Raw genomic sequence first — 26,108 nt, 5'->3', positions numbered from 1 at the left:
GATTTACTCCTGACAGCGAAATTCTGGCGAACATTGAACGGCAAACAGCGTATCGTTAATCTTTCGATCCTCACTACGATTGGCTGCACTCATTTCATCCAACATTTGGCGAACAAAACCGGCTAGCTCAGCCGACATCAATCCGGCAAATAAACGCTCATTGAGTAATGCTATATATTCGTCAGGCTTGTTCACCCGATTCTCGAACTGTGAGCGATTCCAAGACCAATGCTTTTGTTTGGTGCTGTCATGGGACAGTATCAGGGTCCACATCCGGTTTGAGATACGGCGCATACTGTCCATCGAAAGAATGGCAAATTCAGGGGCAGACAATTGCTTATCCGTGATTTCCCCTTTGGGTGCATAATCAGGTTCATAGAAGTTGAATACGCTAGGGGCTCGAAGTGGTGCCTGGCCAAAGTTACTCTGGGTGCCTGGGAAGTCCCACCAGCGGTTTGGATCGTTGCTCTTGACGTTAAAAGCACGGCATAGGTTCGCCATTGCGATGACGGGTTCTTTGACTTTTCCGAAATTACGGCCATTGGAGCCATGGTTTTGATGATCCGCCATTGCTTTTCCGTCGAGGATATCCTGATCAAGCAAGATAGCTCTTATTACTGCAGCCATGTCACCACGAACACCTTTGCCGTTATTTTTGAACACATCCGCCACCCGCTGGACATAAGAACGGCGAGGATTGCTGATAGTCAGCCTTTTTATCAGCAACACAGAGATAAACATTGGAGTATTGCGATGATTGAATAACAGATCGAGTGCTTGCGATAAATCTTGCTCTGGCGACTGGCCCTCTGGGAAAGTTTGCCCCAACACCCGCTTTTCGCCAAAGTCATGGCGACGGTGATCGGCATACATCGGCTTGAAGTAGGTATCTCGCCGCCAACCTGTCAGTACCCTTGCCAACTCTTCTACATCCTGCTGGGTGTAGGTCGGTTCTTTATTACCCTGGCTATCAAGCTTTGGCATACCGTTATTTTGCAACTGCCACAAACCTAGGCTGAATAACTGCATTACCTCCCGGGCGTAGTTTTCATCCGGGAAGGTATTTTTCTCGGCATCGGCCTTGCGGCTACCTTCCAAAGTCAAAAATTTCCCCATCGCCGGGCTTAGCGTGACGGCTTCGAGGAGATCGCGGAAGTTGCCAAAAGCATGTTTAATCAATACATCATAGTATTCGGCCATGGCTTCAGAGTTTGGTCCCCCGCTCCTTGAAACCACGAAAATCTGGCTTAATGCATAGGCCACCCGCTGCCTTAGTTGGTCGCCTGCCGTTAGACTGCGGTTCCACCACGCACTCAAGCGGGCATTTTCGTTGATGTTGTCGTTGCTGGCCTTTGCGTATTGCTCCGTCAAAGGACGATGCAAACGCCAGTTTCGGGTAAATTGGTCATTGAGCCAGGCCTCTTGCCCCATATTTAAAAAACTTTCAACATCTCCGAGTTTAGGACCGAAGGTGGCTCGATACAGGAATTTTGCCGCCTGTTCCGTTTCATATATTGAGCTAGCCACGGTACATACCTCTCTCCTTAATCATTGTTGTTTTTGAGGGATTTATTCAACATTAATAATGATTCAGAAGTATCAATAGAAGAAATGAATATCCTTATTTTGGGACTAAAGTAGCAAATAGCTGAGTCTAGGATATCTGGAATTGAAATGGGATACGTACGTTGAAGAGGTGAAAAAGGCGGGATTTACCCGCCTTAATATCAAGCAAAATAAAAAGTATTAACTTTTGCTTTGCTGCTTTGCAATCTGCGCTTTGACTATTGGCCGAAGCTGCTCAATAGACATATAACCCGGGATGATTTCCGTACCCATGATCATGGCCGGCGTACCTCGCAAACCTAATTCGCTAAACATCTGATAGTTCTTATCTATCATTGCCCGGGTCTCGTCTTGACGCGTTAAGCTCCCCTCAGTACCGGTATGCTTAGCAATACGGTTTAAAGAGTTCTTATCATGCATTTGTGGGCGTTTTACCAACAACTGATGCACTTGCTCGTAAGCACCTCTATTCTGCTGCCATACGTTTAATGCGAATTCAGCTGAACTCGTTCCCAGTCCCTTCACATCCTGCTGTTTTAGGGGAACGTAGATATTTACAACCCGAATATCATTTGGCATTTCCTCAACTAACTGCTCGAGGACCGGATCTAACTTCTTACAATATGGGCAGTTATAGTCCGTGACGTTGACGATGGTCAGTGCTGCATCGGCCTTGCCGATTGTCGTATGCTGCGGGTTGTTGTAAATCCAGTCCTGATATTTAGCCATCATTTCGGATTGGCGGTTTTGCTGATCAAGGTAAAGATTCAAGCTTGTTAGCAAACCATCAATCAGGTCCGGGTTTTCAACTAAGACCGCTTCGATCTTCTCCAACTTCTCTTGCTGGTTTTGGTTTAAAGACCCAGCGAAGCTAATAGACGAATAAGAGAATGTCACAGCTGCTACTAGCGGCAGAATAATAGATTTTTTCATGTTTTTTCCTAGATTAAATACGTTAACAATTAAAAGTCATTAACGCTTTATTCCAGAAAACAGCAATGCCGCAAATGAAGCCGCGTCTTGAAAAAAATATACTCTTCAAAATAGCGGTAAAAATAAGTGACGGGTGCTGGCAACCACTCTAGATCAAAATGGGTAAACAGAATAAGCGGTGGATCAGCCCCTTCACTAGAGAAAACCTGATAGCGAATAAGCTTTTCACCCAGACTGCAGACACCTGTTTCACTGCCGCTATCCATCGGGGTTGAAGAAGTACGCTGCCATTCAGGCACGGTGCTCGCAGGCAAACCGGAAGCATCCAACCTGAGTTGCAACGTAGAAGCAAAGCAAAACACGACTACAAAGCCGATAATGCCAATGCTGGCTTTTGCCCTATTTATCAATTGCTGATAGCTATTCACGTTAATTATGCGACTTCTTCATACCAAATATCCAGAGGTAAGGATTAGTCCCTTTCTGGCACATTAAGTTCCAACAGGGAGGATAAATTCCCTTCTCTTGCTACCATTTTGTTCTTATATCTCACCACGCCGACACTGTACGCCAATTGTATTGAAATGTACGGATCACAAAAACGCTATTGAACAGCGTTTTATTGATCGTTACTATTCACCGCAACAATAAATGAGCAGGTTAAACCTAGCCCATAAGATATCTGGCTTTTAGCCTCTATGACACATTTAGGAAAATCATGAAAAAGTTAATGCTACTACCTTTGGCTGCACTTGTCGGTGCTTCTTTCACTGCTAACGCTCAAGAACCAATGACCCAGAACTTCGATTACATTTCTGGTGGTTTGCAAATCAGTAAGTTCAGCAAAGACCTTCCTTCTGGCCTTAACTCTATGACCGATGGCGGTGCAGGCCTTTACCTACGTGGCAGCTGGAATTTTACAGATAACTTCTTTGTTGAAATGCGTGGCGATGCAGTCGCTTCTGATGATATTACGGTTTCTAATGGTCTAATGGGACTTGGTTACTACATGCCTATCAATGAAGATTTCACCGTTTACGGAATGGCCGGTTTCGCAAAAACTCGCTACGAATTCGATGCGAAATTCAATGGAACTACTTTCACTGCAGGTGTTGAAGATTCTGGTTTTACTGGAGAAATGGGCGCACGCTACCAAGTTATGGATAAGTGGATGATAGAGCCTGCTGTGCGTTTTGCCGCTTACGACGACACCATGTATGAACTACGTCTTGGTAATAACGTACAAGTTACCGATCACGTTAGCCTAGAAGCGAATGTTTCACGCCTAGATTTCGACTTCAACAAAGAAACCAACTTCCAGCTTGGTGCTCGCTACAACTTCTAAGAGAACACCACGTTCTCGCTAGACATTCCTCTTCGGAGTTATTTGCTTTTGCTAGGTTAAAGCGACGGCCTGTTAATACAGGCCGTTTTTTTATTTATCCGTATTCCCTCAAGAAAAAAGGAAATACTATTTGCGGAAACCATTGAACTTGCCGATCACCGACGCGAATTCCTCGATCTGTTTGGCAACCATATCTACGCTCTGCTGCCAGAACTCAGGCTGACGGATATCCATACCAAGGTGCTTCTCTACTACCTCTTCGGCAGTCATTGAGCCCGTATCACACAGCAAGGCTTTATAGTCGCCGTAGAAGCTCTCCCCTTTCGCCTCTCGCTGTGCATATACCCCTTTACTAAACAGGTAACCAAACAGATATGGGTAGTTATAGAAACTAATTTCAGCGATGCTAAAGTGCAGCTTGCTAGCCCAGAACATCTCGTTCGTTTCATCCATGGCCTCGCCGTACCACTCTTGCCAAGTTTCAGACATAAGCTTCTTCAGTTGGTCAGGGGTAAACTCCCCGTCCTTGCGCTGCTCGTAATAAGCTTTCTCGAACTCATAACGTACCGGGATATTCACCATCAGTGCCAAAGCAGACTGCGCCTCTTCCCATAGCATCAATAGCTTTTCCTGCTCGCTATCGGCTTTGGCCATCAAGGCATCACGCACGACGTTTTCGGCAAAAATCGAAGCCGTTTCTGCAAGCGTCATCGGGTAACGAGTTTGCACCAATGGCATGTCTTTCATCACCCAGTTATGGAAAGCATGGCCTAACTCATGGGCAAGGGTCAGGACATCCGACATACTGCCGCCCCAAGTCATAAAGACCAATGGGGTTCTGCTATCGGCAAATTTTGTGCAGTAGGCACCCAAGCGTTTATTGGGCTGAGGAGCGGCATCGATTAGCTTTTTCTCCACCATCATATCGACGAAGTCAGCCATTTCCTGGTCAACCTCAGCAAATGCATCACGGATAATGTCGATGCCTTCAGCAAAGCTATATGAGGAGCCATCACCACCAGACAAGTCAGGCATTGAAGCCATTTCATCCCAAGGTTTAAGCTTATCGGTGCCAAACAAGCGCGCCATTTGCAAGCCCGCTTTTTGGCCGATATGGCGGTTGTCTTTAGCAACCGTCATCATCGCATCCAACGTCGCTTTTTCAATTCGACTAGTATGCAAGCTCGGGTCAAGGAAATGTACTTGTTGTGAGTGACTACGCTTCTCGTATTCGGTAAGGCGAGCCCCCGATAATGCATTCAAAATGGCGGCAAAGCTTTCTTGATGTGCTTCCATCGCTGTAGAAATAGCGCGCCAAGCAGGCTCCCTACGCAAGCTATCGCCACCATATAAAATACTTGCCGCCTGGGATAAGCCCATCCGCTCTTGCTGGCCATCAGGTAATTGCAGAGTGACCTTCAGGCTTCCGGTAATATTGTCGTAGAGGCGTCCCCATGCCAGCTTACCATCAACATCTAACGCAGTAAGTAGCTGCTCTTCAGCCACCGATAGCTGTTGAGGCTTTAGCAAACGTTCACGCTCGAGCAGGAAACGCCATGAAGATAACGCCTCTTCACCCTCACCCATTTCAAGCAAAGCATCAAACTCTTTAAGGCTTAATTTCACAATCGCTTGCATGAATGGCGTCATAGCTTGATCTAGCTGAGATTGCAGGACATTCACTTTGCCTAGTAGTTTTTTGGCACTCTCATCGGCAGCATCTACCGACAAAATACAATTCACAAACGCGCTCAAAGTCATGACCTTGACCCGTTCGGCTTGTTGTTTTGCCAGCGCTGAAGCCAGCCCCTGCAAGGATGTTGAGTCCAACTTTGCCAACTCAGGAAAAAGTGCCTCAACGGAAGCGAGATCTTGTTCGATTTTCGGATCATTGAGATCCTGATAAGCAATAGATAAATCCCAGCTTGGTGTGTTCATTCAATCTCCTTGATAAGCAATACGCAGTAATCAATAAACAGCACTAATCTGTAAACAATAGGCAAGATTTACCGTCATGTTCAATTCGCTGTATTTGAGTAGAAAAGACAGCTTGTAACGTGTCCACTGTCATGACGTCCTGAGGCGTTCCTTTTGCCACACAAGAACCATTATTTAATAAAATGACTTTATCCGCTTCTCGAAGAGTGCGGTTCAAATCATGATTAGCCATCACCACCGCTATGCCTTTGCCCGCTAAGCGGCGAATAATCTTGTACATGATTGCTTCTTGGCCAATATCCAATGCGGCGGCTGGCTCGTCCAATAGCAGTAACTGGGCATCCGGGTTCAATGTCGGCCAAACCTGAAGGCAGGCGGCGGCTAGCCTCACTCGCTGCCATTCACCACCGGATAACTGCTGGATATTACGATTGAGCTTGTCCACGATCTTCAACGCGCCGCAAACTTCATCTATCGCCTCTTGAACGTCGTCAGTTGGGAGCTCTCCCAATGGTGATAGAGATAGAGACAGATAATGATAGACCCCTACGGCAAAGGCTGGTTTGTCTTGCTGCGACAAATAACTGCGCATTCTCGCCAACCGGGGAAGATCGAGTTTTTCGAGCGCTATACCGGAGAGGCTCACTTCCCCTTCGGCTTCAACCAGGCCTGATAGCATAGAAATCGCGCTACTTTTTCCACTCCCATTGGGGCCAATCAGGTGAACAATTTCACCCCGACGCACCAAGAATGAAACAGGCAGCAACCTTGGCGGCATAGCTAAGTTTTTAGCGGAGAGCACAACAGGTTGTGGTTCTTGTTTTGTTTCCATTCACAACCTCTTAATCAATCTGTGAACGCATCAGCATCCAAATAAACACCGGTGCGCCCAAACTGGTAATCACCACCCCTACCGGTAACTCAGCGGCAGGTAACATCACCCTTGCAAGGGTATCAGCAAGAGCCAACAACAAGGCACCGCATAACGCTGAAAGGGGCAGTAGATAGCGGTTTTCCGTACCTAACGCTAAACGCAATAAATGCGGTACGACTAAACCGATAAAGCCGATGACACCTGCCAAAGCGACAGAGGCGCCAACCAATAGGGAAACAACTAGAATTAAACGCCAGCGACTCGCTTCTACATCGAGCCCTAATTGTCTTGCCTGGTGCTCGCCGAGCATCAACAAGTCCAACTTCTGCCCCTGAAGACAAAGCCAAAGCAGCACAGGCAGAACAAACAAAAGAAGTGTTAGCTGCTCCCAACTGACCCCTGCGACACTTCCCATCAGCCAATACATCAGCATGCGAAGGTTAAGGTCATCGCTAAAATAAAAGGCCCAGGTGACCGCGGCTCCCGACAAAATGCCCAGCGCCACGCCAATGAGCAGCAAGCGGGCTGTCGACACCCGTTTTCGCCGCGATAGGCCAACAAGGATAAGGGTAAACAGAAACGCCCCACACATTGCCGCTACCATCATTAAAATAGGTGTGGGTGAAAATGGCAGAACAAATAACAATACGACGAGTGCAAGGCTGGCACCGCCAGAGATACCTAATACACCAGGCTCTGCCAACGGGTTACCCAACAAGACTTGAAGCACCGCGCCTGAAGCCGCTAAAGACGCACCTACGGCTATTGCAGCTAATAAACGGGGCATCCTTAGCTGTATCAGCAACTGCTGCTCAAGGCCGCTCTGAGCCGACCAAGGCCAGATGAAGATTTCTCCCACGGAAAGCGCGAGAAAAGACGCAACAGATAATGCGATAAAAGCGCAGACAAAACCAATGCGCCATCGCGCTTGCCGGCGTGCAAGAAGATCATTTAACAGCATGAGTGAGAAGGCATAATAAGTAACAACGCCTTACCATACCGCCTCACTCCATAAATGAAAAGCCAACTGTTAGTGAACGGGGTAACAAAAAGATTATGCCAGCGCTTGTACCTGCCCTTCTGGGCTGACATCAGTCTTCTTGACCATCAAGCAGGCTCGCTGGCCAATAGCCACATTAGGATTTGGAAAAACCACCGCTTCGCCCTCTTCCAGCACATAATATTCAATATCCTCATCGCGCCCTAATAGGGTTCCCTGTGGATACATGGTGAAGTTAGCTTGGTCATCTGGGAAGTTAAGCATAAAGTGTTCGCTCTGCTTCATCAGCGTGCGTGTCACTTTATACACTGCGAGTTTTTCTTCCTGCCACTGATAGCTAGGCGATAATTGCGTTACCAATTCGACCATCGCTTGATAAAAAGAGGACAAGCGTTGCAGATCATTCTGGCCGAAAGGAGCGACTTTACCCAATTCCATTGTTAAGGCTTGTGCCCCAAAGTACTCTGCGCTATACCAACTAAATGTTGGCGATGGGGAGTTTGACAGCAATGCGGCTTCTATTTCACTGTGCTGTAGAAAAGCAAACAGATCGCGCTGGCGTGTCTGGTGACTAGAATAAGGACTGACGGCAAATGTGTAATGCGCAGAATCACGAATGGCACAGTGCAAATCCAAATGCCAGCGAGACTGCTCATCCTTTTCACCTTGCAGGAAGAAGTCCTTCACCGCTATTTGAAGCCTGTTAGCTCGAATGCAGTCAGGGTTAGTTGCAGGATTTTCAACCTTGAATAGCCGGTTCATATTTTCATCGACAAAACGGCGATGTAGATTAATGGCTTCAGGATGACCAATTATCACTAATAGGCGATGTACAGGTTGAATTTCGCCAGAAAGAATTTGCTCAATTAACCGCTGCAACAGCTCTATAGGGCTGGTTTCATCGCCATGTACCCCCGATGACAGCACAATATCTTTTGCTGATGAAGAACCTGAAATAGGGTCACCGCTAACCGGTGAAATTTTTAGAATGCCCCTGCCCAGCAACTCACAAGATATGCCCGATTCCGTCTCCCAGGAGCCCGACTCTTCAGGTAGAGCCATATCCAGTGTTGCCTCGAGAAACTTCCCTTTCTTTATTTGCTGTAGCATTCCCATCAACCACCTCCATGTTATTAGCTAATCCAGAGCTAATGGAATGCAGTCATTTTACCGCTACACAAATCACTTTGAAACCATACAAAAACATAAATTTAACATCAGACACACAATTTCCTTCTGACATAAAAAAGCCCGGGTAAGTTCTACACACCTTACCCGGGCTCTGTTTTTCATTGAATTCGCGATTACTTTTCGATTTCGATATTTTCTACGCGAGCTTTAAGTTTCTGACCTGGACGGAAAGTCACAACACGGCGAGCAGAGATTGGGATATCTTCACCCGTTTTTGGATTTCTTCCCGGACGCTCGTTCTTGTCGCGAAGGTCAAAGTTACCAAAACCCGATAGCTTTACCTGTTCACCACTTTCAAGCGCTTTTCTGATTTCTTCAAAGAAGACTTCCACCGTATCCTTGGCGTCCCGTTTGCTCAATCCAACATTTTCAAACAGGTTCTCAGCCAAATCGGCTTTTGTGAGCGCCATAGATAATTCCCTCAAGACTATATTGAATGGATTGCAGGAAGACATAGGCCATTCCCACAGCGAATTAGTCGAGTCAGGCAGAAGCCAGAAACCGCTTAAATAGCCAGCCTCACTGAGCTCAATCCTAACTAGAGACAAGTTTATGCCAACTTGCTGATTTCCGCCAACTTTTTTATGTCAACTTATCTTTAAATAATTGATTTTTACTAGCACAAATGGACTCATTCCATGCACCCAGTTGTGCTTATTTCGAATAAATTCCGGCAAAAATTACTATAAAACCCCCAACTTTCAACACAAATTGCTACCAATCCACCCCAACTTAGAAATTATCTCTATCTATCAGAAAGTTACCGTATTTAGATTCAGATCAAAAAAATCACAATGCTATAGACAATTTTATAAAACAATGACTTAAAAACACCGGCGTTTAACGCCAACTGAGTATGTCCGGGGGCTAGCATTTGACGGCATTAATGATGTGCGGTAATCCAAATGTGTTTTACCGTCATAGGTAACTAGCAATCAGTGAATTTGGGCCAAAAAAAAGCCCTGCCGAAATGGCAGGGCTTTCATAGCAATTAAGAAAGTCGATTAGTCACGCAGTGACGCACCGAACTTCTCAGATACGTGAGCAACGATAGCATCTACAGAACCAGCGATGTCTGCGTCTTCCAGTGTGCGCTCAACAGACTGCAGAGTCAGGGCAATTGCCAAGCTCTTCTTGCCTTCTTCAACGCCTTTACCTACGTAAACGTCAAACAGCTTAGCGTCAGTCAGAAACTCACCGCCCGCTTCTAGGCATGCGTTAACGATGTCGCCAGAAGCTACTGCTTCATCAACAACAACCGCGATGTCACGACGGTTTGCAGGGAACTTAGAAAGCGCTACTGCTTCTGGGATCACTTTAGTGTTGATCGCAGACCATTCGATTTCGAATACGATAGTACGGCCGTTCAGGCCAAGCTTGCGCTCTAGTTCTGGGTGAACCGTACCAATCACACCCACTTCTTTGCCGTCTACGATGATCGCAGCAGACTGACCTGGGTGAAGAGCTGGGTGCTTAGCAGCCGCAAAGCTGTAAGCCTTCTCGTTAGCAGAAAGCTCAAGGATAGCTTCCAGATCACCTTTCAGGTCGAAGAAATCAACAGTGTTGGTTTCGATATCCCAGTGCTCTTCGCTGCGAGTACCCGCAATAACACCAGCCAGCATTGGCTCTTGGCGCATGCCGTTCTCAGCCGTTTCACATGGGATGAAACGTAGGCCGTATTCGAACAGGCGAACACGTGGCTGCTGGCGCTTCTGGTTGTGAACAACCGTGTTAAGCAGACCTTGAATTAGGCCAAGGCGCATCGCTGACATTTCCGCAGAGATTGGGAATGGCAGGACTAGCGGCTCAACACCAGGAACAATCAGTTTCTGCTGCTCTGGCTCAACGAAGCTGTAAGTGATCGCTTCTTGGTAACCACGGTCAACAAGTAGGTTACGAACACGCTTAAGTGGAAGGTTCGCTTCAACGTGGTCGTGCATCTTAAGTGCTGCAGCTGGGTTCTGGTTTGGAATGTTGTCGTAACCGTAGATACGGCCAACTTCTTCAATCAGATCCTGCTCGATAGCGATGTCGAAACGCCATGTTGGTGCAGTCGCTGTCCAACCGGCTTCTGTTGTTTCAACAGTCAGGCCTAGACGCTCTAGGATTTCTACCACTTCAGCATCAGCAATGTGGTGACCTAGCAGGTTGTCTAGCTTAGTACGGCGTAGTGCCACTGTGTTTGGCTTAGGAAGATCAGCGTCTGACTCTTGAGCAACAACAGGTGCAACTTCACCGCCACAGATTTCAACTAGAAGCTGAGTAGCACGCTCCATTGCGCTTACCTGTAGTGCGTAATCCACACCACGCTCGAAACGCATAGAAGAATCAGTGTGTAGGCCGTAGCTACGTGCGCGACCACGGATGTGGTCAGGTGCGAAGAATGCACACTCTAGTAGCACGTCTTTGGTCTCGGTTGTTACACCAGACTCTTCACCACCAAAGATACCAGCGATAGCTAGTGCTTTGTTATGGTCAGCAACAACTAGGGTATCAGCGTTTAGCTCAGCTTCTGTACCGTCTAGCAGAGTTAGCTTCTCGCCTTGCTCAGCCATACGAACCACGATGCCACCGTCGATCTTCGCTAGATCGAACGCGTGCATTGGCTGGCCTTGTTCAAGAAGAACGTAGTTAGTGATGTCGACAACCGGATCGATTGAACGGATACCACAACGACGTAGCTTCTCTTGCATCCAAAGTGGCGTTTCTGCCTGAACGTTTACGTTCTTAACCACACGGCCAAGGTAACGTGGACACGCAGCAGGTGCTTTAACTTCGATAGATACAGTGTCGTCGATAGACGGAGCAACTGCTTCAACAGAAGGCTCAGTCACGTCAGCGCGGTTCAAAACGCCAACTTCACGCGCAAGACCACGGATGCTGAAACAGTCAGCACGGTTAGCCGTTAGGTCAACGTCAACAGTTACGTCGTCTAGACCTAGGAATTCACGGAAATCAGTACCGTTTACCGCATCTTCTGCCAGCTCCATGATACCGTCAGACTCAACGTCGATACCCAGTTCAGTGAATGAACATAGCATGCCGTGAGAAGGCTGGCCGCGTAGCTTAGCTTTCTTGATTTTGAAATCGCCCGGTAGTACTGCGCCAACAGTCGCAACAGCCACTTTTAGGCCCTGACGACAGTTAGAAGCACCACAAACGATGTCTAGTAGTTCTTCTTCACCAACATCAACTTTGGTTACGCGCAGTTTGTCAGCGTCTGGGTGCTGGCCGCACTCAACAACCTGACCAACTTTAACGCCAGTAAAAGTACCAGCTACAGGTAGTACGTCGTCTACCTCTAGGCCAGCCATAGTGATTTGGTGAGTTAGCTCGTCAGTTGTAACCGCAGGGTTTACCCACTCACGAAGCCAAGATTCGCTAAATTTCATAGTGTATGAACCTCTGGATTACTTGAATTGTTTTAGGAAACGAAGGTCGTTCTCGAAGAACGCACGAAGATCGTTTACGCCGTAACGAAGCATAGTTAGACGCTCAACGCCCATACCAAATGCAAAACCAGAGTATTTCTCAGGGTCGATACCTACACTGCGAAGTACGTTCGGGTGAACCATACCGCAACCTAGTACCTCAAGCCATTTACCGTTCTTGCCTTTAACGTCAACTTCAGCAGAAGGCTCTGTAAACGGGAAGTAAGAAGGACGGAAACGCACTTCCACTTCTTCTTCGAAGAAGTTGCATAGGAAGTCGTGAAGGATGCCTTTAAGCTGCGCGAAGTTTACGTTCTCATCAACCAACATACCTTCCACCTGGTGGAACATTGGGGTATGCGTCTGATCGTAGTCGTTACGGTATACACGGCCCGGAGCGATGAAACGGAAAGGAGGCTTACCATTTTCCATCGTACGGATCTGAACGCCAGACGTGTGAGTACGCAACATTAGATCAGGGTTGAAGAAGAATGTATCGTGGTCGGTACGTGCTGGGTGATCCTCAGCAATGTTCAGCGCATCGAAGTTGTGGAATGCATCTTCGATCTCTGGACCAGACTCAGTGTTAAAGCCTAGCTCACCAAAGAACTGTTCAATACGCTCAACTGTACGCGTTACTGGGTGTAGGCCACCATTTTCAATGCGACGACCCGGTAGGGTCACATCGATAGTTTCAGCCGCAAGCTTAGCTTCAAGCTCAGCGCGCTGAAGTGCGTCTTTGCGAGCGACGATCGCTTGCTGAACAGCACCTTTAGCCTTGTTGATTTCCTGACCAGCAGAGCGACGCTCTTCTGGTGGAAGCTTACCCAAACCTTGAAGTTGAAGGGTCAATTCACCCTTTTTGCCCAGATACTGGACACGGACTTCGTCCAGAGCGACTAATGAATCAGCCTGCTCGATAGCTGCCGTTGCGTTGGCAATAATCTCGTCTAGATGTTGCATCGTTTCCTCATCCACCTACAGGTGGCGTCCTTTAGGGAGATATAAATTCGCGTAACGATACATACTAAAGAAACATCCGTCTAAATCCAAACCCAATCGTAAGAAAACCGTTGGATTGCGTGAAAAAAACACCAAATCCTCTCAAGGTTGGATTAATTGATGGTTCCTGCCGACACTTGCTGCTCCGAAGGGAAACTGGCTGCAGTAATAATCGCATGTACGATGCCCTCAACCATGGCATCTAATGGCATAGAAGGAAGTGATTGGTTACCTGTGATCTGCTGCTCGGCTTCAACTTGCTCTGGCAGTAACGGTACGTGGATGAAATCGCATTGTGTATTTGAATGAGCCTGTGTCATAAGGTAATGGCTTATTCCATAAAACAAGTGGTTACATACAAAAGTGCCTGCGCTATAGGAAATCTCTGCCCCTATTCCTTGTTGTTTCAAGGTCTGCATCAACGTCTTGATTGGTAACTGGGTAAAATAAGCCGCAGGGCCTTTACTTACCACGGGCTGGTCAATGGGTTGATTGCCCGCATTATCTGGAATACGAAAGTCATCAAGGTTAATGGCTACTTTTTCAAAGCTGATATTTTCCCTACCCGACGCCTGCCCTAGCATAAACACAATATCCGGCTTGAAGGCTTCAATTGCTTGAATACAAGACTTCACCGAGTCACCCTGTACGACGGGCAGTAAGCAGGACTGCAGCACCACACCACCCTGCTCCATCTTCTGCTGGACTTCCCCAGTTTGAAGTTGCTCGACTATCAACGCCGTTGGGTTAATTGCCTGTCCGCCAAAAGGTTCAAAACCTGTAACCAGTACTCGAGTCATACCACATCTCAATTTTTGATGGAAAATCAAGGAAGATTATCACCCTCTTGTAATTGATATGGCCATATATTTCTATTTCGTGCCAAGACCCTCGCAGAGTTAATGCCAAAATATATTTTTCCTGCTTTTTTATTGCACAATTTTTCAACCTGCACTAACTTAATAAAACACCGTTCAATTGATTGGCATTTAAAGGATAGAAACTATGGGTTCACAAGATAAATACTGGGTTAACTATGCAAAACTCACTTTTGTTATCGCTGTTACTGCAATGATTATTAGTATTGTGATGCTACCGGGCGATCTGCTCATCAAGGGCTATTACAGCATTTGCAGCCTTTTTCTTATCAGTGCCACTATAACGTTAAGTAAAGCCGTACGTGACGAGGCTGAATCTAAAAAACTTCTCCAGAAACTGGAAGAAGCCAAAACCGCCCAATTGCTCAATGAACTTGAAGACTAGATGATGATTTTCAACAGTTCGCTAACCACAACTTGCCTCCAGTTAGTGGAGCAAATACCAAAGCTCAAGCTATCACTTAAAGCTAAAGAGGATCAGCTCTCAGAGCTTATGATTGAACAACAAGCACTTGAGGCACAGCACAGTAATTGCGAGCAGGAGATTGAGGCAATGATCTCTCACTCATCTGACAATACAGAGAAGAGTGAAACCGATGCATTTAAGTCCCTGCTACGCCATAGCTGGCGGTTAAAACAAGCAATAGATAAGTGTCACACGTCTGCCCTACGCCTTAGGCAGCAAATCACACGATTAGAGAAAAGGATTGAAACTGTATTGATATTGAAAGCCAACGCGATGAAGGCGCTCAAACTAGGAGGTGGGGATCAGAGATTACAAAATGGATTGGATGTCATGCTGGCAAAAAACCAGTTGTTACTGGGGCAGTATGACTAACGATGCCTTTTCAGTGTTATTTTACGTCCAACCGAAAAGAAAAAAGGAGAGCCGAAGCTCTCCTTTCCACATCAAAACTGACTGAAATTACAGTGCAGCTTTTGCTTTTTCAACTAGTACTGTGAAAGTAGCTTTGTCGAATACAGCGATGTCAGCAAGGATCTTACGATCGATCTCGATAGATGCTTTCTTAAGACCGTTGATGAAGCGGCTGTAAGACATACCGTTCTGACGAGCAGCAGCGTTGATACGTGCAATCCATAGTTGACGGAAAGTACGTTTCTTGTTGCGACGGTCACGGTAAGCGTACTGACCAGCTTTAGTAACTGCTTGGAAAGCTACGCGGTAAACACGTGAACGTGCACCGTAGTAACCTTTAGCTTGTTTAAGAACTTTCTTGTGACGTGCACGTGCTTGTACACCACGTTTTACGCGAGGCATAGGAGACTCCTAACTAAAATTAAAATATAAAACTAAAAACGATTAAGCGAACGGAAGCATACGTGCAACAGCTGCTACTTCACATGCAGGAAGGATAGCGTTTGGACGAAGCTGACGCTTGTTCTTAGTAGTACGTTTAGTAAGGATGTGACGCTTAGTCGCGTGCTTAAACTTAAAGCCACCAGCAGTTTTCTTGAAACGCTTAGCAGCACCTTTGTTGGATTTCATCTTAGGCATGATGAGACTCCGCATTGTTGATAGTTAATAACATAGTAATCAGGCGAACAAAAAGCGCTGCGGTTAAGCAGCGCTTTTGCTACTTGAATGCCGTAATTACTTCTTCTTAGGGGCAAGCATCATCGTCATTTGACGACCTTCAACCTTATTAGGGAAGCTCTCAACAACCGCTAGGTCGCCTAGGTCTTCTTTAATTCGGTTAAGAAGATCGATACCAAGACTCTGGTGGGCCATTTCACGACCGCGGAAACGCAGTGTGACTTTACCCTTGTTGCCCTCTTCTAAAAAGCGAGTCAGGTTGCGCAGTTTTACCTGATAATCGCCTTCGTCTGTACCAGGACGGAATTTAACTTCCTTAACCTGGATTTGTTTCTGCTTTTTCTTTTGCTCTTTAGCAGCCTTGCTCTTTTCGAACAGGTACTTGCCATAGTCCATCACACGACAGACTGGTGGCTCGGCATTAGGGCTGATTTCAACTAGATCAACACCAGCTTCATTAGCAGTATTCATTGCTTCTTCGATAGAAACAACACCAATTGACTCACCGTCAAGACCAGTAAGACGTACTTCGCGTACGCCACGAATTTCACCATTCAGACGATGTGCATTCTGCTTAACTGGTGCTTGGGTTCTTCTTCCGCCTTTAATACCTTATTCCTCCACAATATTGAGCTTGCGACTGCTAATCTCTTGCTGCAAGTAAGCAACAAGATCGTCAATCTTAAATTTACCCAAATCTTTACCCTTGCGAGTACGAACTGCAATCTCGCCTGCTTCAACTTCTTTGTCGCCGCAAACAAGCATGTAAGGCACTCGCTTCAAAGTATGTTCGCGAATTTTAAAGCCAATCTTCTCATTTCTCAAGTCCGCATTGACACGAATTCCAGATTTTTGAAGTTTTTCGACTACTTGTTGAACATATTCTGCCTGGCCATCAGTGATATTCATCACAACCGCCTGTTGAGGCGCCAACCAAGTTGGGAAGAAGCCAGCATACTCTTCGATAAGGATACCGATGAAACGCTCTAGTGAACCAAGAATAGCACGGTGGATCATAACTGGCGTATGACGCTCGTTATTTTCACCAACGTAAGTTGCACCTAGACGTTCAGGAAGTGCGAAGTCTAACTGAACTGTACCGCACTGCCAAGCCCTATCTAGGCAATCGTGCAAAGTAAATTCAATCTTAGGACCGTAGAACGCACCTTCACCCTCTTGGATCTCGTAAGGGATCTCCATTGATTCTAGCGCAAGTTTCAGATCTGACTCAGCTTTATCCCACATTTCATCAGAACCTACGCGCTTCTCAGGGCGTGTAGACAGCTTAACAACGATGTTGTCGAAGCCGAATGTCTTGTAGGTATCGTAAACCATTTCGATACAGCTAGTTACTTCAGCCTGTACCTGCTCTTCTGTACAGAAGATATGGGCATCATCCTGAGTAAAGCCACGTACACGCATAATGCCGTGTAGTGCGCCTGACGGCTCGTTACGGTGACATGAGCCGAACTCAGCCATACGTAGCGGTAGGTCACGGTAAGATTTCAGACCTTGGTTGAAGATCTGAACGTGGCCTGGGCAGTTCATTGGCTTGATAGCGTACTCACGGTTCTCTGAAGAAGTCGTGAACATCGCTTCTGCGTACTTGTCCCAGTGACCTGAGCGTTCCCAAAGCACGCGGTCCATCATTAGTGGACCTTTCACTTCCTGGTAACCGTATTCAGTCAGTTTTTCACGGATAAATACTTCAAGGTCACGGAAGATAGACCAACCATTGTGGTGCCAGAACACCATACCCGGTGCTTCTTGCTGCATGTGGAATAGGTCTAGCTGCTTACCGATTTTACGGTGGTCACGCTTAGCCGCTTCTTCTAGGCGAGTAAGGTGTGCTTTAAGTGCTTTCTTGTCGTGGAAAGCAGTACCGTAGATACGCTGAAGCATCTTGTTGTCGCTGTTACCACGCCAGTATGCACCCGCAACATTCAGCAGGGTGAAGTGCTGACAGAAACCCATGTGTGGTACGTGTGGACCACGACACATGTCGATGTATTCTTCGTGGTGGTATAGGCCCGGACGGTCATCACGAGATACGTTCTCGTCTAGGATTTCCATTTTGTACGGTTCGCCACGTGATTCGAATGTATCACGCGCTTCCTGCCAGCTTACCTTTTTCTTGATAACTTGGTACTTGGTCTTCGCCAGCTCTTTCATACGCTTTTCAATCTTTTCTAGATCTTCTTGCGTAAGCGACTCATCTAGGTCGATGTCGTAGTAGAAGCCGTTGTCGATAGTAGGACCAATCGCCATTTTCGCTTCAGGGTAAAGCTGCTTGATAGCATGGCCAAGAAGGTGAGCGCACGAGTGACGAACGATCTCAAGACCGTCTACTTCATCTTTAACCGTGATGATTTCAAGGCTCGCATCTTCTTCGATAAGGTCACACGCATCTACGCGGTTACCGTTAACACGACCGGCAATAGTAGCCTTCGCAAGACCAGGACCGATCGATTGCGCGACTTCCATTGTAGAAACTGGGTTGTCAAATTGACGCTGACTGCCGTCAGGAAGAGTAATTACAGGCATGTAAATATCCTTTCACAGTGGTCTTGCACACCAAGCAAGACATGTTGAATTAAAAATATAAAGCTATGAGAGCTAAATAAAAGAAAGCCCAGAGGTCCGGCACTGCAATACTGAGCAGACCAAAACCGCTAAGCGAAGCCGCAACTATAACAAAGGCCTATGACAGATTGCAAAGCTAGGCCACAATTTATTTTTCTAATATGCCCAAGCCTCTTTTGGGTCACTTGGCTACCAGTTGAAAGCTCACCACGAAGAGTTCTTTGGTTCCGGGATAGATCTCTTCGAGTACATCTCGCAACTGCTGTAACGGCATATTCTCGCGGACAGCATGGCTCTGATTAAGTGTATCGATTGAGACGGGTTCAACGCCGACGATATCTAACTGGCAAAACACTCTGCCCTCTTCATAAATCACACCATTCACCCGGCTACCGGCATCATAATGGCTATCGGCTTCATCACGGATAGTGATAATTTTCTTACCAGCCAAGATATCCGCTTCAAAACGGGATAGAAACAGCAGTTCTTTTATCGCCATACATACCGCCACAGGTTGCTAAAGCCTCCCAATACTGTAGTTACTTCACGCAAAATCACACATAAACTTGAAATGAACATAATTTGTTGCTTTGATTTGTATAGGCAATTAGGAAAAGCGTTATGGCTCAGTCACCTCGTTATCAGCAGATCAAAAGTTACTTATTAGAAAAGATTCATTCTCGCCAATGGCCTCCGGGCCATAAGATTCCCACGGAAATGGCGTTGTCTGAACAGTTCTCGGTAAGTCGTATGACGTCCAACAAAGCGATCACAGAGTTGGTCAAAGAAGGCTTCCTTGAAAGGACACCGCGGCTTGGGACATTTGTCTGCAACAAGAAAGCCGAATCACCGTTGATGGAAATCCGCAACATTGCTGAAGAAGTAAAAAGTCGGGGACACCATTATTCTTCCGATGTGATTTCTCAATCGATTATCCATGCTACCGAGGATATTGCGCTACGCCTTGGGGTCCGACAAGGCACAGAAGTCTATTTCACCCAAATTGTTCATTTCGAAAATAGCGCTCCGATACAACTCGAAGAGCGTTGGGTTAACCCAGAACATGCACCGGCTTATATCGAACAAAACTTCACAGAACAAACCCCCAATGAATATTTGGTCAAAGCCTGCCCACTCAGTGATATTGAACATACCGTCGAAGCGCTTTTGCCTCCTCCAAGGATTGCAGAGCTACTTAAAGTCAGCCCACAGTCTCCTTGCCTGTTACTGAATCGACGAACCTGGAGCAACAATAATTTGATCAGCACTGCCCTGCTTTATCATCCGGGCAATAAGTACAAGCTGAGTTCAAGAACGAAGGTTGGAATGTGAAGCGGGGTCCTGGGTCCTGGGTCCTAAATTTTGAATTCGGCCTACATAAAAACAACAAAAAAGCAGTACTGAACGATATGAGCGATTAATAATCAGAGTAATTCCCTACCTCTTCTCTGACTTGGCCGCTTCTGTACTGTATGAGTTTAGCTAGCTTTTTGCCTAACAATTGGGTGTTTTCAATAACTTCATTGGCTTTATTAGGCTCTATATATCCAAACTCTCTAGCAAGCATTAGTTGTGTTAGCAGTTCACCACAGGAACCTTTTGCAATATTGGAAGGTATAGAAACAGCAGAACGACTTATTTGATCTTTAAAGCCATAATCTTTGCAGCCTCTCATTAAACGATAAACACACGCAGCTATTTTGTAGCTTTCTTGCCATACCTGTAATTTGAAATACTCCATATCAACTCCAGAATAGTCAGCATTCCAAAGATGATTACATAAATCAATGAATGCAAAATGTTTTTCTGCAAGTTAAAGCCACCGCTCAGTTTAATGAAATCAACTCTTTGTAATTTACACAAAAACTAGCAAGCTTAGACTTCGCTAAGCCCTCCCCTCTGTATCTTGTGTTTGTCCCAATTAACTCTCAAAATGAGCTTGTCCTAGCACCAAGGACCCTCTTTTCCTAGGACCTATGACCCAGGGCCTCTGGCCTCACCCGATTTTCCTCTACCTCTCAGCGCTCAAACGTGCGATCCCTCTCATAACCCGACGATTGTCAGCAATTAATTACAATTACGATCACATTTCATTTACATCCCACCTTGAATTTCGCTCTGAAATTGCCTATTTATTTGTATATACATTATGAATATTAAACCCCTTGCTAGAAACATGAAATGAGCAATATGGGTTCGTAACAGGACATAACTTCAGGGCCACGAAATGGATAGAGTGCTGACAAACATCAATATGGTCACCCTAGCAGGCGAAGATGGCTACCAAGTCATCAGCGATGCGATGATCGGGATTCAGGATGGCATGATTATGTATGCTGGGCACCGAGAGCATTTTGACTGCCACGGACACCCTGAAGTCATTGATTGCCAAGGCGCACTGGTTACACCGGGCTTGATAGATTGTCACACTCACCTAGTCTTTGCCGGCAACCGTGCCGAAGAATTCGAACAGCGCCTCAATGGCGTGCCTTACGAGCAAATTGCCAAAGCGGGTGGTGGGATTTTATCTACCGTTCGAGCTACCCGTGAAGCATCAGAAGAAACCCTTTTCCAACTGGCGTGCGAACGGCTGCAGGGCCTGAAAAATGAGGGCGTAACGACAGTCGAAATTAAATCGGGCTATGGCCTTACCCTTGAGGATGAATTGAAAATGCTTCGGGTGGCACGTCGCATCGGCGAAATGCCGGATATCAATGTTTCGACGACCTTGCTCGCTGCCCATGCCCTGCCACCTGAATACGCAGGTGATCCCGACAGCTATATCCAATATATTTGTGATGAGATCATTCCTGCTGCCGCAAATGAAAACTTAGCTGATGCCGTTGATGTATTCTGTGAAGGCATTGGTTTTAGTACCAACCAGTGCCAGCAAGTCTTCCAAGCCGCGCAAAAACATGGCCTTGCTATTAAGGGGCATACTGAGCAGCTCTCCAACTTAGGTGGCAGCGCCATGGCCGCTCGAATGGGCGCCTTGTCGGTTGATCATATTGAGTACCTTGATAACGAAGGTGTAGCAGCCCTTGCCGCTTGTAGCACTGTCGCGACCTTGCTTCCCGGCGCATTTTATTTCCTTCGTGAAAGCCAGATGCCACCGCTCGATCAGCTACGTCAGCTGAATGTGCCGATGGCAATTTCCACTGACTTCAACCCAGGTACGTCTCCCATCGCTTCTATCCGCACCATGATGAACATGGCATGCACCTTGTTCCGATTAACACCGGAAGAGTGCTTACGCGGTGTGACAATCAATGCCGCCAAAGCACTTGGGCTTCAAGAGCAGCGAGGACAAATCTGTCAGGGTATGAAAGCTGATTTAGCCATTTGGCAGTTATCGCACCCAGCCGAGCTGTCATACCGCCTTGGTGTGCCTGATCTCAAGGCGCGAATAGTCAATGGTGAACTGTTCAACCAAGCTAGTTTACCTCGTTCAGGGCAATAAGGAGGAGTCCCCCATGTCAGTAGATATGACAGTGTGGCAAGGCCGCAGCGACCCAGAAGACGGTAACTTAGGATTACGCTGGCATGAGGTGATCAAGCCTGCGGATGAAGTCAACGATGCTGGCATTATGCTGCTCGGCTTTGCCTGTGATGAAGGCGTTTCCCGTAACAAAGGCCGTACCGGGGCTTATGATGCCCCTATCACGATTAGAAAAGCGCTGGCAAACCTAGCCTGGCACCATACCGAGCCCGTTTATGATGGCGGCGATATTTGCTGCAATGATGGCAACCTTGAACAGGCCCAGCAACGCTTGGGAGCCGATGTCTGCCGTGCACTTCGCCAAAAGCACAAAGTGATCGTATTCGGCGGTGGCCACGAAGTGGCTTGGGGAACTTTCCAAGGTATAGGCAGTTACCTGCTGCAAAAACAGCACGCTCAAGACGGTGTGATAGAGCCCGATGATTTGGCCACAACCCTCCCGGTTCCCAAAATTGGCATTATCAATTTCGATGCCCATTTTGATTTGCGTAACCCGCCTTCTGGGGGTTCTGCCGAACAAGGCAGTTCGGGGACACCTTTCCAGCAAATTGCACGGTTTTGCGAACTGCAGGGCTGGCCATTCAACTATGCCTGCCTTGGCTTGAGCCGCGCAGGCAATACTCAGGCGCTTTATGAAAAAGCCGACAAGTTGGGCGTGCTTTATTTCGACGACTGTGAGCTCACCCACCAGCGCTTGCCTTTGATCATAGAGTCATTGGAGCACTTTATCGCCCAATGCGATTACCTCTACCTGACCATCGACATTGATGTGTTTCCAGCCAGCACCGCACCGGGGGTCAGCGCGCCCGCAGCACGAGGAGTACCGCAAGACATCATTGAACCATTAATAAATACCGTATTAGCAGCCGAAACACCTTCTGGAGAAAAGAAAGTGCTGGTTGCTGATATGGCTGAATTAAACCCGAGATTTGATATCGACAACCAAACTGCACGACTCGCAGCGCGACTGGCCTGGACCATCGCCCGTGCCCTACGTTAATCAACGCCGCTGTCTTTATAACCCATTACAGTGACAGCATTGCAAGGAGAGCCACATGACACACGATACCCAGCCTCGCTTGGATGAAAGCCGCACCATTATTGCCCCAACAGGCACAACGCTTAATGCCAAGTCATGGTTAACCGAAGCCCCACTTCGGATGTTGATGAACAACCTCCATCCTGACGTGGCCGAACACCCACATGCTTTGGTGGTATATGGCGGCATTGGCCGTGCTGCAAGGAACTGGCAGTGCTATGACAAAATCGTTGAGGTGCTAAAGCGCCTTGAAGAAGATGAAACTTTACTGGTTCAATCAGGTAAACCTGTTGGTGTATTCAAGACCCACAGCAATGCACCTAGGGTGTTGATCGCTAACTCAAACTTGGTCCCTCACTGGGCTAACTGGGAGCACTTCAACGAACTCGATAAAGAAGGCTTGATGATGTACGGCCAAATGACCGCTGGTAGCTGGATCTATATCGGCTCCCAAGGCATCGTACAAGGTACCTACGAAACCTTTGTTGCCATGGCAAAACAGCACTTCAATGGTGACAGTTCTGGTCGCTGGATCCTAACCGGTGGCCTTGGTGGTATGGGTGGTGCTCAGCCTCTTGCAGCCACTATGGCTGGATTCTCAATGCTTGCCGTTGAATGTGATGAGAGCCGTATCGACTACCGACTACGTACTGGTTACGTTGATTGCAAGGCAACTTCCCTTGATGAAGCCTTGGCTATTATCGAAGAAGCAAAACAAACCGGTAAGCCTGTTTCTGTGGGCCTGCTTGGCAATGCGGCCGATGTTTTCCCTGAAGTTGTAGAACGTGGCATTGTGCCTGATTGTACTACCGACCAAACCTCTGCCCATGACCCATTGAATGGCTACCTACCACAAGGTTGGACCATGGCGCACGCTGCCGAGATGCGGCAGCGCGATGAAGCCGAGGTCGTAAAAGCCGCTAAGGCATCTATGGCCGTGCAGGTAGAAGCGATGCTCGCCCTTCAGAAAGCAGGTTCTGCAACCGTAGATTACGGCAATAACATCCGCCAGATGGCTTTTGAGGTCGGTGTAGAGAATGCCTTCGACTTCCCGGGGTTCGTTCCGGCTTATATCCGTCCGCTATTCTGCGAAGGTGTCGGGCCTTTCCGCTGGGCTGCCCTCTCTGGCGATCCAGAAGATATCTATAAAACCGACCAGAAAGTGAAAGAGCTGATCCCTGATAATCCCCACCTACACAATTGGCTCGACATGGCCCGTGATCGTATCCAGTTCCAAGGTTTGCCAGCACGAATCTGTTGGGTGGGCCTTAAAGATCGTGCTCGCCTAGGCAAAGCGTTCAATGAAATGGTCAAGAGCGGTGAGCTGAAAGCACCGATTGTCATTGGTCGTGACCACCTCGATTCCGGCTCGGTCGCCAGCCCTAACCGTGAAACCGAAGGCATGATGGATGGTTCTGACGCTGTGTCAGATTGGCCACTACTTAATGCATTGCTAAACACAGCTTCAGGCGCAACCTGGGTATCACTACACCATGGTGGTGGTGTAGGTATGGGCTTCTCACAGCACTCCGGCATGGTTATTGTCTGTGACGGAACGGATGAGGCCACCGAACGTGTTGGCCGTGTACTTCGCAATGACCCAGCAACCGGTGTAATGCGCCACGCCGATGCCGGATACGACATAGCGGTTAACTGTGCCGAAGAACAAGGCCTAGACTTACCGATGATCCCTTCAACCCAAAAATAATAAGATCACCAAAAGGACGTTGTATGTACCAAATTGAAATCAATCCGGGGAAACTGTCTCTCAAGCAGCTGCGACACATCAGTCGCCACAAGGTGACACTGTCACTTAACGACACAGCTTATGATGACATGTTAGCAAGTACCCAGGCCGTTGAGCAGGTGATCGCAGAAGACAGGGTCGTTTACGGCATCAACACAGGTTTTGGCCTGCTTGCCAACACCCGTATTGCCGTAGAAGATCTAGAAACCCTACAACGCAGTATTGTATTGTCCCATGCCGCTGGCATTGGCGAGTTCATGGAAGATCATACCGTCAGGCTGATGATGGCCTTGAAGATCAACAGCCTTGCCCGTGGTTATTCGGGGATCCGACCAAAAGTGGTTGATGCGCTAATCACGCTAGTAAACGCTGAAGTCTACCCTTGTATCCCACAAAAAGGATCGGTTGGAGCATCAGGCGATCTTGCGCCATTGGCTCATATGAGCACGGTGCTTTTAGGTGAAGGACAGGCTAGGCACAATGGCGAAATTATCAGCGGTGCAGCAGCACTGAAAATAGCAGGCCTAGAACCTATTACCTTAGCACCAAAAGAAGGCTTAGCGCTGCTCAATGGTACACAAGCTTCTACCGCTTTTGCGCTTGAAGGCTTGTTTGCCGCCGAAGACCTATATGCTTCGGGCACCGTTTGTGGTGCTATGTCAGTTGATGCTGCACTTGGCAGCCGCCGTCCGTTTGACCCGCGAATCCATCGCGTACGCGGTCACCGTAGCCAGATTGATGCCGCGATGGCCTATCGTCACCTGCTGGACAAGGAAAGTGAAATTGGCCTTTCGCACCAGCAGTGCGAAAAAGTCCAAGACCCTTACTCACTCCGTTGTCAGCCTCAGGTTATGGGGGCTTGCCTGCAGCAGATCCGCCACTCTGCAGATATTCTCGAGATTGAAGCCAATGCGGTTTCTGACAACCCATTGGTGTTTGCCGAAGATGGCGACATCATTTCGGGGGGTAACTTCCATGCCGAACCGGTTGCCATGGCTGCGGACAACCTTGCCCTCGCCATTGCTGAAATTGGAAGCTTGTCAGAGCGCCGCATGGCACTGTTAATCGATAGCGGGCTGAGCAAACTACCGCCTTTCTTGGTCGATAACGGTGGCGTGAACTCCGGCTTTATGATTGCGCAGGTGACTTCAGCGGCACTGGCCAGCGAGAACAAGACCCTCGCCCATCCCGCTTCTGTCGATAGCCTGCCGACTTCAGCAAACCAAGAAGACCATGTCTCTATGGCCACTTTTGCCGGTCGCAGACTCAAAGACATGTCGGAGAATACCCGGGGGATCTTGGCGGTTGAGCTGCTTGCAGCAGCACAAGGCTTGGATTTCCGCTCGCCAAACCGCAGTTCGGAACGTTTGGAGCAAGCGAAGGAAATGCTGCGTGCACGCGTGAGCTTCTACGATAAAGACCGCTACTTCGCACCGGATATCGAAAAAGCCAATGAACTGTTGCTGGAAGCCCATTACAACACGCTAATGCCATCACAACTGTTGCCTAGCTTTTAAGTCGCGATGA

Annotated in this window: 25 protein-coding genes; 8 read left to right on the top strand and 17 right to left on the bottom strand. The window is 47.6% G+C overall.

All coding sequences use genetic code 11. The annotated features are described in order from the left end of the window. Positions 1 to 3: 3 nt before the first annotated feature. The 3 genes from C9J01_RS09030 to C9J01_RS09020 form a co-directional block, all read right to left on the bottom strand. Positions 4 to 1,527: a DUF1800 domain-containing protein gene (locus tag C9J01_RS09030; RefSeq protein ID WP_237156915.1), complete on the bottom strand. Its 1,524-nt coding sequence runs from the start codon at positions 1,525 to 1,527 to the stop codon at positions 4 to 6. 219 nt (positions 1,528 to 1,746) lie between these two features. Then, the gene (locus tag C9J01_RS09025) at positions 1,747 to 2,499 is read right to left on the bottom strand and encodes a DsbA family protein (RefSeq protein WP_107297797.1); all 753 of its coding nucleotides are present in this window, start codon (positions 2,497 to 2,499) and stop codon (positions 1,747 to 1,749) included. Positions 2,500 to 2,546: 47 nt separating this feature from the next. Beyond that, positions 2,547 to 2,927, bottom strand: coding sequence for a hypothetical protein (locus tag C9J01_RS09020; protein WP_107297796.1), 381 nt, complete (start codon positions 2,925 to 2,927; stop codon positions 2,547 to 2,549). 290 nt (positions 2,928 to 3,217) lie between these two features. Here C9J01_RS09020 and C9J01_RS09015 point away from each other — a divergent pair, with 290 nt between their 5' ends. Continuing rightward, on the top strand, positions 3,218 to 3,844 hold the full coding sequence (locus C9J01_RS09015; protein WP_107297795.1) for a porin family protein: 627 nt from the start codon (positions 3,218 to 3,220) through the stop codon (positions 3,842 to 3,844). Positions 3,845 to 3,970: 126 nt separating this feature from the next. Here C9J01_RS09015 and C9J01_RS09010 read toward each other — a convergent pair whose 3' ends face one another. From C9J01_RS09010 to pcp, 8 genes are all read right to left on the bottom strand, one after another. After that, a complete protein-coding gene (locus tag C9J01_RS09010) occupies positions 3,971 to 5,782 on the bottom strand; it encodes a M3 family oligoendopeptidase (protein WP_107297794.1) in 1,812 nt (603 codons plus the stop codon). A 43-nt stretch (positions 5,783 to 5,825) separates the two neighbouring features. After that, positions 5,826 to 6,614 (bottom strand): vitamin B12 ABC transporter ATP-binding protein BtuD, encoded by a 789-nt coding sequence (gene btuD, locus C9J01_RS09005; RefSeq protein ID WP_107297793.1) that lies wholly within the window; start codon positions 6,612 to 6,614, stop codon positions 5,826 to 5,828. Between the two features lie 10 nt (positions 6,615 to 6,624). Next, entirely contained in the window at positions 6,625 to 7,617 is a 993-nt protein-coding gene (gene btuC / locus C9J01_RS09000; protein WP_107297792.1) for a vitamin B12 ABC transporter permease BtuC, read from the bottom strand. A gap of 93 nt (positions 7,618 to 7,710) precedes the next feature. Continuing rightward, positions 7,711 to 8,772, bottom strand: a complete 1,062-nt coding sequence (gene astE, locus C9J01_RS08995) for a succinylglutamate desuccinylase (RefSeq protein ID WP_107297791.1) — start codon at positions 8,770 to 8,772, stop codon at positions 7,711 to 7,713. 188 nt (positions 8,773 to 8,960) lie between these two features. Then, on the bottom strand, positions 8,961 to 9,257 hold the full coding sequence (ihfA, locus tag C9J01_RS08990; RefSeq protein WP_039462335.1) for an integration host factor subunit alpha: 297 nt from the start codon (positions 9,255 to 9,257) through the stop codon (positions 8,961 to 8,963). 594 nt (positions 9,258 to 9,851) lie between these two features. Next, positions 9,852 to 12,239, bottom strand: a complete 2,388-nt coding sequence (gene pheT, locus C9J01_RS08985) for a phenylalanine--tRNA ligase subunit beta (RefSeq protein ID WP_107297790.1) — start codon at positions 12,237 to 12,239, stop codon at positions 9,852 to 9,854. 18 nt (positions 12,240 to 12,257) lie between these two features. Continuing rightward, a complete protein-coding gene (gene pheS / locus C9J01_RS08980; RefSeq protein ID WP_107297789.1) occupies positions 12,258 to 13,241 on the bottom strand; it encodes a phenylalanine--tRNA ligase subunit alpha in 984 nt (327 codons plus the stop codon). A gap of 152 nt (positions 13,242 to 13,393) precedes the next feature. Further along, positions 13,394 to 14,080 carry a pyroglutamyl-peptidase I gene (pcp, locus tag C9J01_RS08975; protein WP_107297788.1) on the bottom strand — a complete coding sequence of 229 codons (687 nt, stop codon included), beginning with the start codon at positions 14,078 to 14,080 and terminating at the stop codon, positions 13,394 to 13,396. A gap of 205 nt (positions 14,081 to 14,285) precedes the next feature. On the opposite strand from pcp, the gene C9J01_RS08970 reads away from it, so the two are divergent. After that, on the top strand, positions 14,286 to 14,543 hold the full coding sequence (locus C9J01_RS08970; RefSeq protein ID WP_107297787.1) for a YiaA/YiaB family inner membrane protein: 258 nt from the start codon (positions 14,286 to 14,288) through the stop codon (positions 14,541 to 14,543). Further along, on the top strand, positions 14,544 to 14,996 hold the full coding sequence (locus C9J01_RS08965; protein WP_107297786.1) for a hypothetical protein: 453 nt from the start codon (positions 14,544 to 14,546) through the stop codon (positions 14,994 to 14,996). It abuts the gene before it with no gap. Between the two features lie 87 nt (positions 14,997 to 15,083). Here C9J01_RS08965 and rplT read toward each other — a convergent pair whose 3' ends face one another. The 5 genes from rplT to yqfB all read right to left on the bottom strand — a co-directional run bounded on the left by rplT (position 15,084) and on the right by yqfB (position 18,795). Next, positions 15,084 to 15,437 carry a 50S ribosomal protein L20 gene (rplT, locus tag C9J01_RS08960; protein ID WP_007469869.1) on the bottom strand — a complete coding sequence of 118 codons (354 nt, stop codon included), beginning with the start codon at positions 15,435 to 15,437 and terminating at the stop codon, positions 15,084 to 15,086. Between the two features lie 42 nt (positions 15,438 to 15,479). Then, the gene (gene rpmI, locus C9J01_RS08955) at positions 15,480 to 15,674 is read right to left on the bottom strand and encodes a 50S ribosomal protein L35 (protein WP_007469870.1); all 195 of its coding nucleotides are present in this window, start codon (positions 15,672 to 15,674) and stop codon (positions 15,480 to 15,482) included. A gap of 96 nt (positions 15,675 to 15,770) precedes the next feature. Further along, the gene (gene infC / locus C9J01_RS08950; RefSeq protein WP_082060595.1) at positions 15,771 to 16,322 is read right to left on the bottom strand and encodes a translation initiation factor IF-3; all 552 of its coding nucleotides are present in this window, start codon (positions 16,320 to 16,322) and stop codon (positions 15,771 to 15,773) included. A gap of 3 nt (positions 16,323 to 16,325) precedes the next feature. Beyond that, positions 16,326 to 18,257, bottom strand: coding sequence for a threonine--tRNA ligase (thrS, locus tag C9J01_RS08945; protein ID WP_107297785.1), 1,932 nt, complete (start codon positions 18,255 to 18,257; stop codon positions 16,326 to 16,328). 220 nt (positions 18,258 to 18,477) lie between these two features. After that, on the bottom strand, positions 18,478 to 18,795 hold the full coding sequence (gene yqfB / locus C9J01_RS08940; protein WP_107297784.1) for a N(4)-acetylcytidine aminohydrolase: 318 nt from the start codon (positions 18,793 to 18,795) through the stop codon (positions 18,478 to 18,480). A 122-nt stretch (positions 18,796 to 18,917) separates the two neighbouring features. On the opposite strand from yqfB, the gene hutC reads away from it, so the two are divergent. After that, complete coding sequence (hutC, locus tag C9J01_RS08935) at positions 18,918 to 19,628, top strand: histidine utilization repressor (RefSeq protein WP_107297783.1); 711 nt, start codon at positions 18,918 to 18,920, stop codon at positions 19,626 to 19,628. 85 nt (positions 19,629 to 19,713) lie between these two features. On the opposite strand, the gene C9J01_RS08930 is transcribed toward hutC, so the two are convergent. Next, positions 19,714 to 20,037 (bottom strand): four helix bundle protein, encoded by a 324-nt coding sequence (locus C9J01_RS08930; protein ID WP_107297782.1) that lies wholly within the window; start codon positions 20,035 to 20,037, stop codon positions 19,714 to 19,716. Between the two features lie 486 nt (positions 20,038 to 20,523). On the opposite strand from C9J01_RS08930, the gene hutI reads away from it, so the two are divergent. Genes hutI through hutH form a run of 4 tightly spaced genes read left to right on the top strand, consistent with a single transcriptional unit; the run spans position 20,524 to position 26,098 of the window. Then, positions 20,524 to 21,756, top strand: coding sequence for an imidazolonepropionase (gene hutI / locus C9J01_RS08925; RefSeq protein WP_107297781.1), 1,233 nt, complete (start codon positions 20,524 to 20,526; stop codon positions 21,754 to 21,756). Between the two features lie 13 nt (positions 21,757 to 21,769). After that, on the top strand, positions 21,770 to 22,795 hold the full coding sequence (gene hutG / locus C9J01_RS08920; protein WP_107297780.1) for a formimidoylglutamase: 1,026 nt from the start codon (positions 21,770 to 21,772) through the stop codon (positions 22,793 to 22,795). Positions 22,796 to 22,850: 55 nt separating this feature from the next. Then, positions 22,851 to 24,542, top strand: coding sequence for a urocanate hydratase (gene hutU / locus C9J01_RS08915; protein ID WP_107297779.1), 1,692 nt, complete (start codon positions 22,851 to 22,853; stop codon positions 24,540 to 24,542). Between the two features lie 23 nt (positions 24,543 to 24,565). Next, entirely contained in the window at positions 24,566 to 26,098 is a 1,533-nt protein-coding gene (hutH, locus tag C9J01_RS08910) for a histidine ammonia-lyase (RefSeq protein ID WP_107297778.1), read from the top strand. Positions 26,099 to 26,108 lie beyond the last annotated feature (10 nt).

Origin of the sequence: Photobacterium rosenbergii (genome assembly GCF_003026455.1) — a bacterium.
GTDB classification, from domain to species: domain Bacteria; phylum Pseudomonadota; class Gammaproteobacteria; order Enterobacterales; family Vibrionaceae; genus Photobacterium; species Photobacterium rosenbergii.
This window is presented reverse-complemented; position numbering and strand designations above follow the sequence as displayed.